This window comes from Pseudomonas sp. H1_A03 (assembly GCF_054685145.1).
Genome location: NZ_CP162829.1, coordinates 4,172,323 through 4,188,914, shown reverse-complemented (window position 1 = coordinate 4,188,914; position 16,592 = coordinate 4,172,323). Strand labels below are relative to the sequence as shown.

The window sequence follows — 16,592 nt, the reverse complement described above, 5'->3', positions numbered from 1 at the left end:
GCTTCGCAGCCCAGCGCAGGGCAAGCCTGCTCACTACAAGAGAACCTCAATCAGCAGAGATCACCGCTTCGAAAGCTCCATAATCATCCGACTCAACAAATAAACCCGCGGCGCCACGCTCTCCACCTCCGCATACTCCTCCGCCGTATGAATACCCCCCCCGACAATCCCAAACCCATCCAACGTCGGCGTCCCAACCCCAGCCGACAAACTCGCATCCGCCGCCCCACCACTGCCTTCAATCGTCAGCTTCTTGCCCAACTCCCCATAAATCCCCTGGGCAATCGCCACCAATTTGTCCGACTCCGGCGTCTGCGGCATTGGCGGTAAGCCGCGTTGCAGGGTGGTTTTCACTTCCGTGTCCGGGATCAGCTTGTTCGCCGACACCCGCGCCAAGTCCTTCTCGATGCGATCAAACTCTTCCGGCAACGCCGCACGCACGTCAGCCTTGGCGGTAGCTTGGTCAGGAATCACGTTGGTACGGTCGCCCGCCTTGAGCACGGTAAAGTTGATGGTGGTTTTCTTCTCTTCATCGCCCAGCTTGCCCAGTTGCAGGATCTGGTGCGCAACCTCCATGGCAGCGTTGCGGCCCAGTTCCGGGGCGACGCCGGCGTGGGCGGCTTTGCCTTTGACTTCTACCAAGGCAGTGGCGCTGCCTTTGCGCCAGACCACCAGGCCGTCGGCTGGGCGGCCGGGTTCGAGGTTGAGGGTAACGTCGTGGGCCTTGGCGGTTTGGCGAATCAGTTCAGAAGCGGCGTCGGAGCCGGTTTCTTCACTGGCGTCGAGCAGGAAGGTGATTTGTGCGTAGTCCTTGAAGCCTTGGTCCTTGAGGACTTTGAGCGCGTAGATGCCGGCGACGATGCCGCCCTTGTCATCCATTACGCCGGGGCCATAGGCGCGGCCGTCCTTGATGTGGAACGGTCGCTCGGCGGCCGAGCCTTCCTTGAATACGGTGTCCATGTGGGCCATCAGCAGGATCTTGGCTTTGCCGGTGCCCTTGAGCGTGGCAACCACATGACTGTTATTGGCCGCTTTATCCGGTACCAACTCGATGCTGAAGCCCAGTTGTTTCAGTTCATCAACAGCGATGTCGCGCACTTGGGTCAGGCCCGGCTCATAACCCGAACCCGAGTCAATGTTCACCAGGCGTTCCAGCAATTTCAGGGCTTCGGCCTTGTACTGTTCGGACTGCGCCTGGATCTGTTTATGGGGTTCGGCGCTGTAGGCCGGCACGGCGAATGACAAGGCCAGGGTGGCGGCCAGGAGAGTATGCGGGAAGTTGAAGTGCATGAACCGATCCTTGTTTTTTGTGGGAGGGTGCCGCCACACCCTACCCCACTAGACCGATCGCAACCAACTCCCCTGCGTGGAGCTGACGCGGTTGCGCCCGCTGCTCTTGGCCTCGTACAACGCCTGGTCGGCGTCGTTCAACCAGCTTGTGGAGTCGGCATGGGTCGGCTGATACGGCGCCAGGCCGATGCTCAAACTGGCACGTAAGGTCGGGTCCTGGGCGTAGGCCAGGGCGTTGAAGCGATCGCGCAACGCGTCCATCACTTCGGTGGCGCGGTTGAGCGGCATGTCCGGCAGGATCACGCAGAATTCGTCACCACCGTAACGCCCGGCCAGGTCGGTGGCGCGCAGGTTCTGGCGCAGGACTTTGCTCAATTGGCGCAGGACGATATCACCGGTGACGTGGCCGTAGGTGTCGTTGATGGTCTTGAAGTGGTCGATATCGATCAACGCGATGGCGCCGCCTGAGAAACCTCGGCGGCAGCGTTGGAATTCGATTTCAAGGTGATCCTTCCAGGCGCCATGATTGAGCAGGCCGGACAGGCTGTCAGTACGGCTCAGCGCCAAAAGCTCGCGCTTGTGGCGCGCCAGCGTCACCGCCTGGCGATAGCAGATCCAGCCCAATGCCAACGGATACAGCATCAGGATCGGCAGGCAGGCATAGAGTTGGGTTTGGGTCGTCACCGCGATAAAAGCGGGGGCGAATAACAGTAACGAGGTACCGATGCCGAGCGCCTGCGCCACCCACCCCGCCAGCATGAAGCGGGGACCGCCGATGGCCACGTTGTTCATGGTCATCATCGACAACGTGGTCACGCTGGGCAGTGGATTAAAGTGCATGGCGCCGACCCAGAACCCACCGCAAAACGAATCGAACAGCAGGTGGCGTCGTTCGCTGCGCAGTGCATTGGCGGTGCGTAAGGTCAGTTGAAACGCCAGGTGCGGCCAGACAAACGCGTTGATGACCATCCAGGCCCACACCCACCATGCGGGGTCCAGCGGATACATCCCGAACACCACGCACACAAAGCCGAGCGTCAGCCCGAGGGTACGGGATTTGTACAGCCGTGAAGCAAGCCGAAGCCCGTGTCCTTCTGCAGCTGACATGATGAGATGAAATCCTGAGTGATTGCCTGGAGTCTATCAGGGCACCGGCAAATCGCCACTACCCTTCATAAGCTCAAAACCCTCAGTGGGAAAAGCCTCGCGCCAGCATCAGCGCCACGCCCAGCAGCAATACTGCCGTGACCCGCTGCAACACCACGCGGCGCTTGGGGTTTTCCAACACATGCTTGATGCGCTGGCCGAAGTAGCAATACAGGCAGCCGCTGGCGAATTGCAGCACCAGGAACGTCATGCCAAGGATGGCAATGTCCACCGTCGAACCCTGCCCACCGGTCCCGGCGAACTGCGGGAACACTGCGCTGAACATGATGAGGGTCTTGGGGTTGGAAAACCCGGTCAGCAAACCCTTGCCGAACAGGCTGCGCGAGCCCTCCACAGCGCCGACGCGGTCGATCGACGGGCCGCTGCTGGTCCACTGTTTGTAGGCCAGGTACAGGATGTAGGCCACACCGACAATCTGGATGCCCTGGGTGATGGCAAGGTTGCCCTTGATCAACTCCGAGAAGCCCACGGCGAAGATCAGGATCGATATCAGGTACGACACACTGGCACCGACCTGCGCCGGGATCGAACGGCGCAGGCCGTCGCGCAAGCCCAGGCTCAACAGCAGCAGGGTCATGGGGCCAGGGCTGAACGTCATGGTGGCGCAAAACAGCAGGAAGTAGAGAAACGAAGAGAGGGTTAACGCACTGGTCATGGCCGGGGCCCCGAGGAAGAGAGCCAGCAGTCTAGGCAGTGGGCGTTGCGCAGGGCAGGTAAAGTGAGGCCTAATTCGCCCGAACTTCACCGGTAAAATAACCGGCAAAGACAAGGAATTTGCATGTTCGTATCGGCCATTGCCTTTATAGAGGGCACCTCTAAGGTGCAACAGATTGTGGAGGCGTTCAGCCAGGCCATCGAAAACGGTGAATGGGCGCCCGGCAGCCAGTTACCGTCGGTGCGCGAGCTGACCCAGACCCTGGGCGTGAGCAAATTCACCCTCAACGAAGCCCTCGACCGTCTGCGCGGGCGCAATCTGCTGACCTCCCGTCAAGGTCGTGGCTATTTCGTAGCAATAGACCGCGTGCGCCCGGCCACGGCGAACTGGGTTGATTTACTGCCTCAGGACCTGCTCAGCGTACTGCGCCGCCCGCTTGCCACGGCATATGGCGACCTGCGCCCCGGTGGCGGCCACTTGCCGGAAGCGTGGCTGGACAGCGAAGCCATTCGCCAAACCATGCGCAGCGTGGTGCGTGCGCCCTCGTTGCGCATCGCCGGGCTGGGCACACCGGCCGGGCTATTACAGTTGCGCCAGGCCTTGCAACAGAAACTCCACGGCGAAGGGTTGTCGGTATCGGTGGAGCAGATCATCACCACCCCCAACACCGTGCAAGGCCTGGACATGCTGATGCGCCTGCTGGCGCGCCCCGGCGACACCGTGCTGCTGGATACGCCATGCTACTTCAACTTCCACGCCAACCTGGCCCTGCATGGGGTCAAGGTCGTGACGATCCAGCGCCGCCCCGACGGTTTTGATTTTACTGCACTTGAACAACTGTTGGCCGAACACCGACCCAGCCTGTACCTCACCACCAGCGTGCTGCAGAACCCCACCGGCCACTCCTTCAGCCCTGGCCAAGCGTTTCGCTTGTTGCAACTGACCCAGCACTACCATTGCCATATCGTCGAGGATGATCTCTACGGCGACCTGCACCCCAACCCACCGCCGCGCCTGGCTGCCCTCGCCGGCTTGGACCAAGTCACCTACTTGTCGGGGTTCTCCAAGATCCTCAGCGCCAACGCCCGTGTCAGCTTCGTGGTCGCCGCGCCGCAATTGGCGGCCAACCTGACCAATATGAAGTTGATGAGCGGCGGCGTGACCTCGGAGCTGTTCGAGCAGATCGTGTACCGCATGCTCAGCGAAGGCAGCTACGCCAAGCACCGCAAGCGCATGGTGCAGCGCTTGATGGAGGCCGGTGGGCGGGTCGAGCAATGGCTCAAGCGTTGCGGCTGCGAATTACCCATGGGTTACGAAGGCGGGATGTTTATCTGGGCGCACCTGCCGCCTGGGATCAACGGCGAGCAGCTGGCCCAGGCGGCATTGAAACAAGGCATGGTGCTGGCGCCGGGCGCGCTGTTTGGTTATGACCCGGCGCACCGCGACTTGATGCGCTTCAATGTGGCCCACAGTGACGAGCCACGGGTGCAGCAGGTGTTTGAGGCGCTGCTGGGTAGCGCCCTCTAGCGCAGGCCGATACGTTCGTTGAGCGTTTTTTTGCTTCGTCGTGTATCTCATTATCGCCAGATACACTGCAATACAAAGGGCACAAGGCAGCAGCGGCGCCAATGGCTAGACTGCGCGCACTGAGTATTTAACGAGGGTGGCAGCATGGATCATGTCGATCACATCCTGATTGTCGATGACGACCGGGAGATCCGTGAACTGGTAGGCAACTACCTGAAGAAAAACGGCCTGCGCACCACCGTGGTCGCCGACGGGCGCCAGATGCGCAGCTTCCTCGACACCACCCCGGTGGACTTGATCGTGCTGGATATCATGATGCCGGGCGACGACGGCTTGCAGCTGTGCCGCGAGCTGCGAGTGGGCAAGCACAAGGCCACGCCAGTGCTGATGCTCACCGCGCGCAACGATGAAACCGACCGCATTATCGGCCTGGAAATGGGCGCTGACGATTACCTGGTCAAACCGTTCGCCGCCCGTGAACTGCTGGCACGTATCAACGCGGTACTGCGCCGCACACGGATGTTGCCGCCGAACCTGATCATCAGCGAGACCGGTCGTTTGCTCCGGTTTGGCCGTTGGCGCCTGGACACCACCGCACGCCACCTGCTCGACACGGACGACACCCTGGTGGCCCTGAGTGGCGCCGAATACCGCCTGTTGCGGGTGTTCCTCGACCACCCCCAACGCGTGCTCAACCGCGACCAGTTGCTCAACCTGACCCAGGGCCGCGACGCCGACCTGTACGACCGCTCCATCGACCTGCTGGTGAGCCGCCTGCGCCAGCGCCTGCTGGATGACGCCCGCGAACCGGCCTATATCAAGACGGTGCGCAGCGAGGGCTATGTGTTCTCGCTGCCGGTGAAAATCCTCGGGGCCGATCAATGAGCTTCAAGCTTGGCTGGCCCCGCACCCTGGCGTCGCAGTTGTCGCTGATCTTCTTGATCAGCCTGGTCTGCGCCCATGGCCTGTCTTTCAGTGCGCAGTTCTACGAGCGCTACATCAGCGCGCGCACCGCCATGTTGGGCAACCTGGAAAACGATGTGTCCACCTCGGTGGCGATCCTCGACCGTCTGCCCGCCAACGAGCGCGCCAGCTGGCTACCGCGTCTCGACCGGCAGAATTACCGCTACCTGCTCGACGACGGCGAAACCGGTGAGCCGATGAGCAGCAACGCTGTGCCCATGGCCGCCACCTCGATTGCTGATGCATTGGGTGAACGCTACGCGCTGACCTTGCGCGACATCCCCGGCCTGCAAAAACACTTCCAGGCGCACCTGACCCTGGCGGATGGCAGCCCGATCACCATCGACGTGCGCCCCGCGATGGTCCCCGTCGCCTACTGGTTGCCGGTGGTACTGGTGCTGCAACTGGCACTGCTGCTCGGCTGTACCTGGTTTGCCGTGCGCCTGGCCATCCGCCCGCTGACGCGCCTGGCCCGCGCGGTGGAAACCCTGGACCCCAACGCACATCCCACGCTGCTCGACGAGAATGGCCCGACCGAAGTCGCGCATGCCGCCGCCGCGTTCAATGAAATGCAAAAACGTATCGCCGAATACCTCAAGGAACGTATGCAGATCCTGGCGGCCATTTCCCATGACCTGCAAACCCCGATCACCCGCATGAAACTGCGCGCCGAATTCATGGACGACTCCGCCGACCGCGACAAACTCTGGGGCGACCTGAGCGAGATGGAACACCTGGTACGCGAAGGCGTGGCCTATGCGCGCAGCGTCCACGGTGCGACCGAAGCCAGCCACCGCATCAACCTCGACGCGTTCCTCGACAGCCTGGTGTTCGACTACCAAGACATGCACAAACACGTCAGCCTCAGCGGCAAAAGCGCGGTGGTCCTCGACACCCGCCCCCACGCTCTGCGGCGTGTGCTGGTGAACCTGGTGGACAACGCCCTGAAATTCGCCGGCTCCGCGCAACTGGAAGTGGGCTCGATGGCCAACGGGGAATTGTCGATCAAGGTCTTGGATAACGGCCCCGGCATTGCCGAGGACGAACTGGTGCAGGTGATGCAGCCGTTCTACCGCATCGAAAGCTCGCGCAACCGTGGCACCGGCGGCACCGGCCTGGGGCTGGCGATTGCCCAGCAACTGGTGGTGGCGATTGGTGGCTCGCTGACCTTGAGTAACCGCCCGGAAGGCGGATTGTGCGCGCAGATCAAGATCAGTGTGTGAGGTTGAGTCGGGCTCCCTAAGCCTTACTCAGTCCGAATGTATAAGCTGGCTTGCCGGCGATGCAGAAGCCCGGGTTCATCAGGCACACCGGGGCGATGCCTTCGCAGGCAAGCCAGCGTCCACAGGGAAACGCGTACGCCTCATCGATCAGGTCGGCTGGCAGGCCTGCGACATTCACTGCCCTCTTGCGCGTTGACCATCGTAACCACACACCATATAGTGTGCCCACAAACAGAACAGACCACTACATAGTGTGCAGTATCGGTATTTATCGACCACACTATGCGCAGTATTTCAATGCCTGAAGCCTGCAATTTACTTATTTTTTGGCGGCTCCAAGGGCCGTCAAACCCGATCTGAAAGGAATATTTCGATGCTGAGTTGGGATGAAGTCGATAACGAAGACACCGGTGCAGCGGTGATCAAGGGCGCCAACGCCGGCCACGCCACCGAAGCCAACATGGACCGCCTCGACGGTGCCGGCGCTGCCGCCGCCCTTGAAGCCCGCGCCGTCACCGCCAGTGACTCCGCCGCCATAGTCCGCGCCAAGGCCGCCCTCGACAAACTCGACGTCGCCGAAGGCCTCGCCGAACTCGAAGGCGCCTCCGCCCGCGTCGCCGTTGACGAAAAACGCATGATCAACTGCCGCGCCGACCTCAACCAACTCGTGCCGTTCAAGTACGACTGGGCCTGGCAGAAATACCTCGACGGCTGCGCCAACCACTGGATGCCGCAAGAGGTCAACATGACCGCCGACATCGCCGTGTGGAAAGACCCCGAAGGCCTGACCGACGACGAACGCCGCATCGTCATGCGCAACCTCGGCTTCTTCTCCACCGCCGACTCGCTGGTCGCGAACAACCTGGTCCTGGCCGTGTACCGCCTGATCACCAACCCGGAGTGCCGCCAGTACATCCTGCGCCAGGCCTTCGAAGAGGCGATCCACACCCACGCCTACCAGTACTGCATCGAATCGCTGGCCATGGATGAAGGCGAGATCTTCAACATGTACCACGAGATTCCATCGGTCGCGAAAAAGGCCGCCTGGGGTTTGAAGTACACCCGCTCGATCTCCGATCCGAAGTTCGAAACCGGCACCGTTGAGACTGACAAAGAATTGCTGCGCAACCTGGTCGCCTATTACTGCGTCCTCGAAGGCATCTTCTTCTATTGCGGCTTCACCCAGATCCTGTCCATGGGCCGTCGCAACAAAATGACCGGCGTGGCTGAGCAGTTCCAGTACATCCTGCGCGATGAGTCGATGCACCTGAACTTCGGTATCGATGTGATCAACCAGATCAAAATCGAAAACCCACATTTGTGGGATGCCGAGATGAAGGAAGAAGCGACCCAGATGATTCTGCAAGGGACGCAGTTGGAGATCGAATACGCTCGCGACACCATGCCGCGCGGGGTGTTGGGCATGAACGCGGCGATGATGGAGGACTACCTCAAGTTCATCGCGAACCGTCGTTTGTCGCAGATTGGGTTGAAGGAAGAGTATCCAGGGACGACGAACCCGTTCCCTTGGATGAGCGAGATCATGGACTTGAAGAAAGAGAAGAATTTCTTTGAGACGCGGGTTATTGAGTATCAGACTGGCGGCGCGTTGAGCTGGGATTGATTCTAGGACGCAGGGTGCAAGTAAGATCGAGGTCTGCGATCGAAGGATTCAAGTAGAAGAGACCAGAAACAAGAAACCCATAGCAACCGTTCATGCGGCTGCTATGGGTCTTGACCGTACAGGTGAACGAAGCCCACCTACACGGGCCGCGATTGGGGAGAACCACAATCACGAAAGCATTTGAGGAAATGCGGGGCGTGATTATGGCGGACCTTCAAGCGGTGTCAACGGCTGATCGTCGGAGACAAGATTCTGTAAGACATCTTGGATTCCAAAATTAACCCTACGAGCAGGCAAATTATTTGCCTGATCTCAGACATCAGTTTTGAAGAGGTTATTAGCCATGTCTAAAAAAAATCAACATGTAGTCCCCCACGGGAACGACTGGGCCGTAAAAGGTGCAGGAAACTCAAAAGCCACGAAGGTTGTTAGTACTCAAGCGGAAGCCATTAAGCTCGCTCGTGAAATCGCAATAAACCAGGAGAGCGAAATGTTCATCCATGGACAGAATGGCCAGATTCGCGAACGCAATACTTACGGAGATGATCCATTTCCACCAAACGGCTGAGTGCAATATCTCAAGGGTATATTTCCGGCGAGCGTAGAAACTAGGCTTTGCCCCATGGACCGCCCTAAAGCGGCCCATGGGAGACCTTAGTTGGAAACCTGCTCCAAAAAAATCAGTTGCAACGGCTCGCTGAGCAGATCATCCGTCGTGGCGGCAAAGCGCTGGAAGTACGGCGTCGCAAAATGCGCATCAAGGGCCGCTTGGTCCTTGAACGCCTCACGCATGTAGAACGTGCCGGGCTCATCGCGACGTTCGAACAACACGTAATCCAGATTGCCCGGCTCGGCCCGAGTAGGTTCGATCAGGGTCAACAAACCTGCCTTGAGAGCCTCCTGCTTGCCGGGTTTGGCCTTGAGTACAGCGAGGGACACCAAAGGTTTTTGCATGGTAGTGGCTCCGGTTGTAGAACGTAATGGGGGCTGGCTTGAACAGCCTGCGATCAATAGCGCACACAGCCACACGGTCAGTGTTTTCACAGGAAGCCCTCGAGCACGATCTTGCCCCGGGCCTTGCCGCTTTCGACCAGGGCATGGGCTCGGCGCATATTTTCGGCATTGATGGCGCCGAAATGCTCGCCCAGGGTGGTTTGCAGGATGCCCTGGTCGATCAACTGAGCGATGCGATTGAGCAGGTGGTGCTGATTGATCATGTCCGGGGTTTCGAACAGCGAGCGCGTGAACATCAGCTCCCAGTGCAGGGATAAGGACTTGAGCTTGAGTGGCATCACATCCAGGCTGCGCGGATCATCGATCACCCCCAGGCGACCCTGTGGGCGCAGCACTTCGACCAACTGCGCCAGGTGCTCCTCGGTATGCGTCAGGCTGGCCACATGACTGACCTCTGCAATGCCGAGCGCCTGCAGTTGGGCAAGCATCGGCTGACGATGGTCGATCACATGGTCGGCGCCCATGCGTTTGACCCAGGCGGCGGTTTCCGGGCGCGAGGCGGTGCCGATGACGGTCATGCCGGTCAGTTTACGGGCCAATTGCACCAGCATCGAACCCACTCCGCCGGCGGCGCCGACAATCAGCAGTACATCGCCGTCGCCGCCATCCTCGGTAACGCCAAGCCGATCAAAAAGCAATTCCCAGGCGGTGATCGAAGTCAACGGCAACGCCGCCGCGTCGGCCGCACTCAGCGACTGCGGGCGATGCCCGACAATACGCTCGTCTACCACTTGCAGTTCGCTGTAACTGCCTGCCCGGGTCAGGGAACCGGCGTAGTAAACCTTGTCGCCCGCCTTGAACAACGTGACGTCAACGCCGACTTCACGCACCGTTCCGGCCGCGTCCCAACCCAGAATCTTCGGTTCTTTGGCGAAGGTACCGGCGCGCACTTTGGTGTCCACGGGGTTGACCGCAACGGCCTCGACTTCCACCAGCAAATCCTTGGGGCCAGGTGTGGGTGCGGCGATGTTCACATCTTGCAGGGAGCGCGGATCGTCGATGGGCCGACCGTGCTCGGTAAAGGTGATGGCTTTCATGGCAACTCATTGATGATGGGGTTGCGTGCATCTTTACCGTTCCCACTTCAAAGAAAAATAGACACAATGCAGCAACACTTTCACTGCTGGAGTGAAAATGATCCGCATCGATGATCTGGCGCTGTTTATGCGCAGCGCCGCCCTGGGCAGTTTCACCGCGGCGGCGGTCGAAGCCGACTTGCTGCCGGGGCAAGTAGCGGCGGCCATCAAGCGGCTGGAGCGCGAGCTGGAGGTGCGCCTGTTTACACGCACCACGCGCAGCCTGCGCCTGAGCGCGGAAGGCGAGCAGTATTTGCCCACCGCACGCTCCGTACTCGAGCAACTGGAGCAAGGGCGGCAACACCTGCGCGGTGACCATGCGCCCCTGCGCGGTACGCTGCAGATCGCGGCACCGTCGGACCTGGGGCGTAACGTCCTGTTGCCGTGGCTCACGGAATTTCGGCGCATGCACCCAGCGCTGAACCTGCGGTTTTTTCTCTCCGACCAAGTGAGCAACCTGTTCCGTGACCCAGTGGACGTGGCGATTCGTTACGGACTCAACGAGGACGCCAACTACATCGCCCTGCCCTTGGCACCCCAGAACCGCCGCGTGCTGGTGGCCTCTGCGGACTACGTGGCGCGACAGGGAGCGCCCGTTGAACCGGACGACCTGGCCCACCACGCATGCCTGCTTTATCTGCAAAATGGTCGGATCCATGATCGCTGGCAATTGGGCACACAGACCGTGAAAGTCTCGGGGCCACTGTTCAGCGATGACGCCGACGTGGTCCGGCGCTGGGCGCTGGACGGAGAAGGTATCGCCTACAAGTGCAGGCTGGATGTAAGTACGGATGTGAAAGCCGGCCGCCTCGTCGTACTGATGCCCGACCACCCTGGGGATGTGTACCCCTTGAGTTTCGCCTGCCCTCACCGTGGACAAATGTCACGCGCTGTCACTCAGTTGCATCAGTGGCTGAGCAACCGGTTCAACGCCTTGAACCCTCCTGTTCCGGAATAAACAACAGTCTTTATTTATGCCCAATCAAACCATCAAGACACCCTGCGTCGGCCTATGCTCCACCGTTTACGGGGACCTGGTGTGCCGGGGCTGCAAGCGTTATCACCACGAAGTGATCCAGTGGAACGGCTACAACGCCGACGAGAAACAGGCCGTGTGGCTGCGCCTGGAGCAATTGCTGGTGCAGGTGATGGCCAGCAAACTGGAAGTGTTTGATGCGCACCTGCTGCGCCAGCAGCTTGAAAATCGCAAGATCCGCTTTATGCCGCACCAGTCGCCGTATTGCTGGGCGTACCAGCTGATAGCCCGGGGTGCGCGGGTGATTTCCAAGTTGGATGCGTATGGGCTGGCGCTGTTGCCAGAGTTTCGTGAGCGCCATTTGGCGGACCTGCGCGACGCGATTGATCGGGAGTTTTTCCTGCTGTCCGAAGCGCATTACGAACGGTATATCGCGCCGGGGTTTATTCGGGACGTGTTTGGTTCACCCTTGATCGCTGCCTTCTAACGACGCAATTGTGTTTAAAATGCCGCCCGCTCAACGACCGACGTTTAACGATGAACCCAGACGCACTCACCACCCTGCACACTCACTTGCTCACCGCCCTGGCCAGCCCACCGGCTGAAACCCGGCGCCTGTTCCACGGCCGTGGTCGCTGCTGGCCGGGCCTAGAGCAATTGACGGTGGACTGGCTAGAAGGCGTGCTGCTGGTGTCGTTGTTCAAGGAGCCTGAGGCAGAACACCTGCACGCCCTGAAACAGCTGCTGCAGACGCAGTTCGGTGCCTACACCGTCGCCCTGCAACACCGGTACCTGCCGCAAAGCACCACCGAATGGCTGGCAGGCAACCCTGTCGATGAGCTGACCATCACCGAAGGCGGGCTGCGTTACCTGATCGACCTGGGTAAAAAACAGAACAGCGGGCTGTTCCTCGACATGCGCTACGGGCGTAACTGGGTGCGCGAACAGGCCAAGGGCCAGCGCGTGCTCAACCTGTTTGCCTATACCTGTGGGTTTTCCGTGGCCGCCATCGAAGGTGGCGCCGAGCATGTGGTGAACCTCGACATGGCACGTGGCGCCCTGAGCCGTGGCCGCGACAACCATCGCCTGAACGGTCATGAACTGAGCAAGGTCAGCTTTTTGGGCCATGACCTGTTCAAGTCCTGGGCCAAGGTCACTAACAGCGGCCCGTATGACCTGGTGATCATCGACCCGCCGTCGTTCCAGAAAGGTAGTTTCCTGCTGACCAAGGACTACCAGCGCGTATTGCGGCGCCTGCCGGACTTGCTGACCCCACAGGGCACCGTGTTGGCGTGCATGAACGACCCGGCCTTCGGCGAGGACTTCCTGATCGACGGTGTGACACAAGAGGCACCCGGGTTACGATTCGTGGAACGGCTGCAAAACCCGCCGGAATTTCCTGATATTGACGCGCAAAGCGGCTTAAAGGCCTTGGTGTTTCGCCAGGGCTGATGCCGAAACGTCTTACGCTTGCTACGCTAAGTGATACACCGGGTTGGTGAACCTTCTGACCTCCTTCCCGGTCGATACCTGCATTCCCCGGCCAGACTCGACAGCGTCACGTTGTCGGCTGCCCCGTTTCACCTTTTGGAGAACCGCCCGTGATATCGACCCTGCATGTAGCCAGACTCAAAGCCTGGGGCGCCCACGGCTTTACCGCCACCGGTGTGGTATTGGCCTTCCTGGCCACCCTGGCGCTGCTGGAAAACTCACCCAAGGCTTGCCTGCTGTGGCTCGGCCTGGCGCTGGTGGTGGACGGCGTCGACGGTTCATTGGCGCGACGGGTCAACGTGAGCACCGTCTTGCCGAGTTTCGACGGCTCGGTGCTGGACCTGGTGATTGATTACCTGACGTATGTGTTTATTCCGGCGCTGTTTATCTACCGTTATATCGACCTGCCGGAGTTTACCCACCTGTTTACGGTGTCGGTGATCCTGGTCTCGTCGCTGTTCTGCTTCTGCAACGTGAACATGAAGAGCAAGGACAACTACTTCGTCGGCTTCCCCGCCGCGTGGAACGTGGTTGCACTGTGTGTCTATATCATCCAGCCGGAAGCCTGGGTCACCTTGCTCACAGTGATTGGCCTGGCGCTGCTGACCGTAACGCCAATGAAGTTCTTGCACCCGTTCCGGGTTAAACGATTCATGCCGATCAATATCGCGGTGACCACGATTTGGTTGCTGTGCAGCTTTTTGATGGTGGTGGATTATCCGAACACCAACCCGTGGACGTTTGGGTTGTGGTCGGTGATGTCGGCGTATTTCCTGGGGATTTGTGTCTGGCGCACCGCCCTGGAGTGGATCGAGGCACGCCGCTAGTCAAGCGGGCACGGTTTAAAATGTGGGAGCTGGCTTGCCTGCGATAGCGGTGAGTCAGCCCCAGATACGTCAACTGACACACTGCCATCGCAGGCAAGCCAGCTCCCACATTTGGATCTGCGTACATCCGGCGGGTAAGATGGCACACTTCGGCGCAGCACCTTTCTGCGCCCCGCCATTCTAAGTCCTGCCCATGCCCTTCGAACTCAGCGTAGACCTCACCACCCTCGCCATCCTGGCCGTCGTTGCGTTTATCGCCGGTTTCATCGACGCCATCGCCGGCGGCGGCGGCTTACTCACCACGCCGGCCCTGCTCACCGCAGGCATGCCGCCCCATCTGGTACTGGGCACCAACAAGCTCAGCTCCACGTTCGGCTCGGCCACCGCCAGTTTTACCTTCTACCGCCGCAAGCTGTTCCACCCGCGCCAGTGGGTGCACGCCATCGTCGGTACGCTGGTGGGTGCACTCGCTGGCGCAGTAGTCGCCCACTACCTGCCTGCTGAAACCCTGAACAAAATGCTGCCGGTGATCGTATTTGCCTGTGGTGTGTACCTGCTGTTCGGTGGTACGCCCAAGGCGCCGCTGGACGCCGACGCGCCGATCAAGAAGAAATGGCAAGCCACCCAGGGCTTTGGCCTGGGCTTCTACGATGGCGTAGCGGGCCCCGGCACCGGGGCGTTCTGGACGGTGAGCACGATGCTGCTCCACCCCATCGACCTGGTCAAAGCCAGCGGCGTGGCGCGCAGCATGAATTTCGTCAGCAACGCGGCGGCGCTGTCGGTGTTTATCTTCAACGGCTCGGTGGATTGGATCGTCGGCCTGGCGATGGGCATTTCGGTAATGGGTGGCGCGTTCTTTGGCGCACGCAGCGCGATCAGCGGCGGCGCCAAATTCATTCGCCCAGTGTTTATCACCGTGGTCCTCGGCCTGACCGTGCGCCTAGCCTGGCAGCACTGGTTCAGCGTGGCCTAGACGACGGGCCAGGTAGAGGTCGATCAGGTAACGCGCAATCGAACGTGACGCCGGCAACGGCGGCAGGTCGTGGATATTGAACCACTGCGCGTCCTCAATCTCGTCAGCCTGGGGCACGATGTCGCCACCCGCGTATTCAGCGTGGAAACCCAGCATCATCGAATGCGGGAACGGCCAGCACTGGCTGCCCATGTACTGGATGTTCTTGACCTCCACCTGCACCTCTTCGCGGACCTCGCGGATCAGGCAGTCTTCGGCCGATTCGCCCGGTTCGGCAAACCCCGCCAACGTGCTGTACACGCCGGTGACAAAACGCGGCGAACGTGCCAGCAGGATCTCGTCGCCACGGGTCACCAGCACGATCATGCTCGGGGAGATTCGCGGGTAGCTGCGCAGGTCACAGGCCTGGCAAAACATCGCGCGTTCGCGTGGCACCTGGACCATGGCTTGGCCGCAACTGCCGCAAAACCGATGCTCCCGTGCCCACGTGCCGATCTGTGCGGCGTAGCCCAGTACTTTGTACAGGGTGTGATCCCCTTGCAGCATGAAACCGCGCAGGCCCTTCCAGCTGCAGCCCGGCACTTCAGCCGCCGCGTTGAGCTCCAGCAGGTACACCGGCTCGCCGTCGAGGTGGCCGATGCCATATTCGGCAAACACCGAAAGGTCCTGGCGCTTGAGCCATTCACGGGGGAACAACGGGCCATTGGTGTCGTGCAAAAAGCCCTCGCGGCTACGGGCAACGGCCCAGCCACCCGGGGTGTCGTTGTCCAGCAGCGTTGTGGTAATCCAGCCTGGGGTCATGTCAGTCAATCCACGAATTCGGGTTTCTGCTTACTCATGTGGGCCGCGATGGCCACACGCAGGTCGTTGGATTGCAACATAGCCGAGTTCCAGGTGGCAACGTATTCCAAGCCATCATGGACGGTGTGGTCACGCATGTAGCTGATCATAGCCTTGGTGCCAGTGACCGCAATCGGTGACTTGGCGGCGATTTCATGGGCGATTTCCATGACGCCGGCCAGCAGGCTGTCCTGATCGGGGTACACACGGTTGACCAAGCCGATGCTGCGCGCTTCCTCGGCGCCAAACTGGCGGCCGGTGTAGGCCAGCTCACGCAGCATGCCGTCGCCAATAATGCGCGGCAGGCGTTGCAGGGTGCCAACGTCAGCGGCCATGCCGATATCGATTTCCTTGATCGAGAATTGCGCACCCTCGGCGGCGTAGCGCATATCACAAGCGCTGATCAGGTCGATGGCGCCGCCGATGCAGTAACCCTGGATTGCCGCCAGTACTGGCTTGCGGCAGTTGTCGACCGCGTTGAACGAAGCCTGCAGTTCGAGAATCTTGCGTCGCAGCAGGCGCGCGTTGCGGCCCACGTCCTTGCCGAAGTCGTTGGCGACCGAGGCCAGCATCATCAGGTCTATCCCTGAGGAGAAGTGCTTGCCGGCGCCACTGAGCACCACGGCGCGCACGGCGTCGGTGTCTTCGACCCATTGGAAGATGTCGATGATTTCGGTCCAGAACGCCGCGTTCATCGCGTTGATCTTTTCCGGGCGGTTGATCTGCACATGGGCAACGTTGCCGGTGAGTTCGACGACGAAAGCTTGGTATTCGGACATGGCAGTAATCCCTGGCTGGCGAGTAATTAGGCCCGAACTATAACAAGGGTGCACAAGGACGCATCGGCCAAAAGCGGGACTGTACACCGTGAAGGAAAAGACGCTGGATAAAACCCTGCGTACACGCCATCCTTCGCGCTTTAAGCCGCCCCACGCGCGGCGCTCGA

17 protein-coding genes are annotated in these 16,592 nt (G+C 60.4%); 10 read left to right on the top strand and 7 right to left on the bottom strand.

All coding sequences use genetic code 11. The features are described 5' to 3' along the window. Positions 1-60: 60 nt before the first annotated feature. From AB4O35_RS19525 to AB4O35_RS19515, 3 genes are all read right to left on the bottom strand, one after another. Complete coding sequence (locus AB4O35_RS19525) at positions 61-1,290, bottom strand: M20/M25/M40 family metallo-hydrolase (RefSeq protein WP_065946009.1); 1,230 nt, start codon at positions 1,288-1,290, stop codon at positions 61-63. A 48-nt stretch (positions 1,291-1,338) separates the two neighbouring features. Beyond that, the gene (locus AB4O35_RS19520) at positions 1,339-2,397 is read right to left on the bottom strand and encodes a diguanylate cyclase (RefSeq protein WP_065876402.1); all 1,059 of its coding nucleotides are present in this window, start codon (positions 2,395-2,397) and stop codon (positions 1,339-1,341) included. A gap of 82 nt (positions 2,398-2,479) precedes the next feature. Beyond that, positions 2,480-3,112 (bottom strand): LysE family translocator, encoded by a 633-nt coding sequence (locus AB4O35_RS19515; protein WP_065890845.1) that lies wholly within the window; start codon positions 3,110-3,112, stop codon positions 2,480-2,482. Positions 3,113-3,235: 123 nt separating this feature from the next. Between AB4O35_RS19515 and AB4O35_RS19510 the strand changes: the two genes are divergently transcribed. The 5 genes from AB4O35_RS19510 (at position 3,236) to AB4O35_RS19490 (ending at position 9,017) form a co-directional block, all read left to right on the top strand. After that, positions 3,236-4,639: an aminotransferase-like domain-containing protein gene (locus AB4O35_RS19510; protein WP_065890844.1), complete on the top strand. Its 1,404-nt coding sequence runs from the start codon at positions 3,236-3,238 to the stop codon at positions 4,637-4,639. A gap of 144 nt (positions 4,640-4,783) precedes the next feature. Further along, the gene (locus AB4O35_RS19505; protein WP_065876405.1) at positions 4,784-5,524 is read left to right on the top strand and encodes a response regulator; all 741 of its coding nucleotides are present in this window, start codon (positions 4,784-4,786) and stop codon (positions 5,522-5,524) included. Continuing rightward, a complete protein-coding gene (locus AB4O35_RS19500; RefSeq protein ID WP_065876406.1) occupies positions 5,521-6,825 on the top strand; it encodes an ATP-binding protein in 1,305 nt (434 codons plus the stop codon). Before AB4O35_RS19505 ends, AB4O35_RS19500 begins: the two co-directional genes overlap by 4 nt. Before the next feature lie 373 nt (positions 6,826-7,198). Beyond that, entirely contained in the window at positions 7,199-8,449 is a 1,251-nt protein-coding gene (locus AB4O35_RS19495) for a ribonucleotide-diphosphate reductase subunit beta (protein ID WP_186755093.1), read from the top strand. A gap of 343 nt (positions 8,450-8,792) precedes the next feature. Beyond that, positions 8,793-9,017 carry a DUF2188 domain-containing protein gene (locus AB4O35_RS19490; protein WP_083207212.1) on the top strand — a complete coding sequence of 75 codons (225 nt, stop codon included), beginning with the start codon at positions 8,793-8,795 and terminating at the stop codon, positions 9,015-9,017. Positions 9,018-9,103: 86 nt separating this feature from the next. Here the strand turns inward: AB4O35_RS19490 and AB4O35_RS19485 are convergent, their stop codons facing one another. After that, entirely contained in the window at positions 9,104-9,403 is a 300-nt protein-coding gene (locus AB4O35_RS19485) for a putative quinol monooxygenase (protein ID WP_065889768.1), read from the bottom strand. An 86-nt stretch (positions 9,404-9,489) separates the two neighbouring features. Continuing rightward, positions 9,490-10,500, bottom strand: coding sequence for a zinc-binding alcohol dehydrogenase family protein (locus AB4O35_RS19480; protein WP_065889766.1), 1,011 nt, complete (start codon positions 10,498-10,500; stop codon positions 9,490-9,492). A 97-nt stretch (positions 10,501-10,597) separates the two neighbouring features. Here AB4O35_RS19480 and AB4O35_RS19475 point away from each other — a divergent pair, with 97 nt between their 5' ends. From AB4O35_RS19475 to AB4O35_RS19455, 5 genes are all read left to right on the top strand, one after another. Beyond that, positions 10,598-11,497 carry a LysR family transcriptional regulator gene (locus tag AB4O35_RS19475; protein ID WP_065889763.1) on the top strand — a complete coding sequence of 300 codons (900 nt, stop codon included), beginning with the start codon at positions 10,598-10,600 and terminating at the stop codon, positions 11,495-11,497. 16 nt (positions 11,498-11,513) lie between these two features. Further along, positions 11,514-12,002, top strand: coding sequence for a DUF1289 domain-containing protein (locus AB4O35_RS19470; protein WP_049708560.1), 489 nt, complete (start codon positions 11,514-11,516; stop codon positions 12,000-12,002). Positions 12,003-12,052: 50 nt separating this feature from the next. Beyond that, positions 12,053-12,967 carry a class I SAM-dependent methyltransferase gene (locus AB4O35_RS19465; protein WP_065889762.1) on the top strand — a complete coding sequence of 305 codons (915 nt, stop codon included), beginning with the start codon at positions 12,053-12,055 and terminating at the stop codon, positions 12,965-12,967. 149 nt (positions 12,968-13,116) lie between these two features. Continuing rightward, positions 13,117-13,833 (top strand): phosphatidylcholine synthase, encoded by a 717-nt coding sequence (pcsA, locus tag AB4O35_RS19460; RefSeq protein ID WP_049708562.1) that lies wholly within the window; start codon positions 13,117-13,119, stop codon positions 13,831-13,833. Positions 13,834-14,026: 193 nt separating this feature from the next. Beyond that, complete coding sequence (locus tag AB4O35_RS19455; RefSeq protein WP_049708563.1) at positions 14,027-14,806, top strand: TSUP family transporter; 780 nt, start codon at positions 14,027-14,029, stop codon at positions 14,804-14,806. On the opposite strand, the gene nudC is transcribed toward AB4O35_RS19455, so the two are convergent. After that, positions 14,774-15,607 carry an NAD(+) diphosphatase gene (gene nudC / locus AB4O35_RS19450; protein ID WP_065946393.1) on the bottom strand — a complete coding sequence of 278 codons (834 nt, stop codon included), beginning with the start codon at positions 15,605-15,607 and terminating at the stop codon, positions 14,774-14,776. The genes AB4O35_RS19455 and nudC overlap by 33 nt on opposite strands. Before the next feature lie 5 nt (positions 15,608-15,612). Then, positions 15,613-16,425 (bottom strand): crotonase/enoyl-CoA hydratase family protein, encoded by an 813-nt coding sequence (locus AB4O35_RS19445; protein WP_065876299.1) that lies wholly within the window; start codon positions 16,423-16,425, stop codon positions 15,613-15,615. Between the last annotated feature and the right edge of the window lie 167 nt (positions 16,426-16,592).

Excerpts from the sequence above, each read along its gene's own strand:
- AB4O35_RS19525 (WP_065946009.1), bottom strand. The coding sequence starts at position 1,290 with ATGCACTTCAACTTCCCGCATACTCTCCTGGCCGCCACCCTGGCCTTG.
- AB4O35_RS19520 (WP_065876402.1), bottom strand. The coding sequence starts at position 2,397 with ATGTCAGCTGCAGAAGGACACGGGCTTCGGCTTGCTTCACGGCTGTAC.
- AB4O35_RS19515 (WP_065890845.1), bottom strand. The coding sequence starts at position 3,112 with ATGACCAGTGCGTTAACCCTCTCTTCGTTTCTCTACTTCCTGCTGTTT.
- AB4O35_RS19510 (WP_065890844.1), top strand. The coding sequence starts at position 3,236 with ATGTTCGTATCGGCCATTGCCTTTATAGAGGGCACCTCTAAGGTGCAA.
- AB4O35_RS19505 (WP_065876405.1), top strand. The coding sequence starts at position 4,784 with ATGGATCATGTCGATCACATCCTGATTGTCGATGACGACCGGGAGATC.
- AB4O35_RS19500 (WP_065876406.1), top strand. The coding sequence starts at position 5,521 with ATGAGCTTCAAGCTTGGCTGGCCCCGCACCCTGGCGTCGCAGTTGTCG.
- AB4O35_RS19495 (WP_186755093.1), top strand. The coding sequence starts at position 7,199 with ATGCTGAGTTGGGATGAAGTCGATAACGAAGACACCGGTGCAGCGGTG.
- AB4O35_RS19490 (WP_083207212.1), top strand. The coding sequence starts at position 8,793 with ATGTCTAAAAAAAATCAACATGTAGTCCCCCACGGGAACGACTGGGCC.
- AB4O35_RS19485 (WP_065889768.1), bottom strand. The coding sequence starts at position 9,403 with ATGCAAAAACCTTTGGTGTCCCTCGCTGTACTCAAGGCCAAACCCGGC.
- AB4O35_RS19480 (WP_065889766.1), bottom strand. The coding sequence starts at position 10,500 with ATGAAAGCCATCACCTTTACCGAGCACGGTCGGCCCATCGACGATCCG.
- AB4O35_RS19475 (WP_065889763.1), top strand. The coding sequence starts at position 10,598 with ATGATCCGCATCGATGATCTGGCGCTGTTTATGCGCAGCGCCGCCCTG.
- AB4O35_RS19470 (WP_049708560.1), top strand. The coding sequence starts at position 11,514 with ATGCCCAATCAAACCATCAAGACACCCTGCGTCGGCCTATGCTCCACC.
- AB4O35_RS19465 (WP_065889762.1), top strand. The coding sequence starts at position 12,053 with ATGAACCCAGACGCACTCACCACCCTGCACACTCACTTGCTCACCGCC.
- AB4O35_RS19455 (WP_049708563.1), top strand. The coding sequence starts at position 14,027 with ATGCCCTTCGAACTCAGCGTAGACCTCACCACCCTCGCCATCCTGGCC.
- nudC (WP_065946393.1), bottom strand. The coding sequence starts at position 15,607 with ATGACCCCAGGCTGGATTACCACAACGCTGCTGGACAACGACACCCCG.
- AB4O35_RS19445 (WP_065876299.1), bottom strand. The coding sequence starts at position 16,425 with ATGTCCGAATACCAAGCTTTCGTCGTCGAACTCACCGGCAACGTTGCC.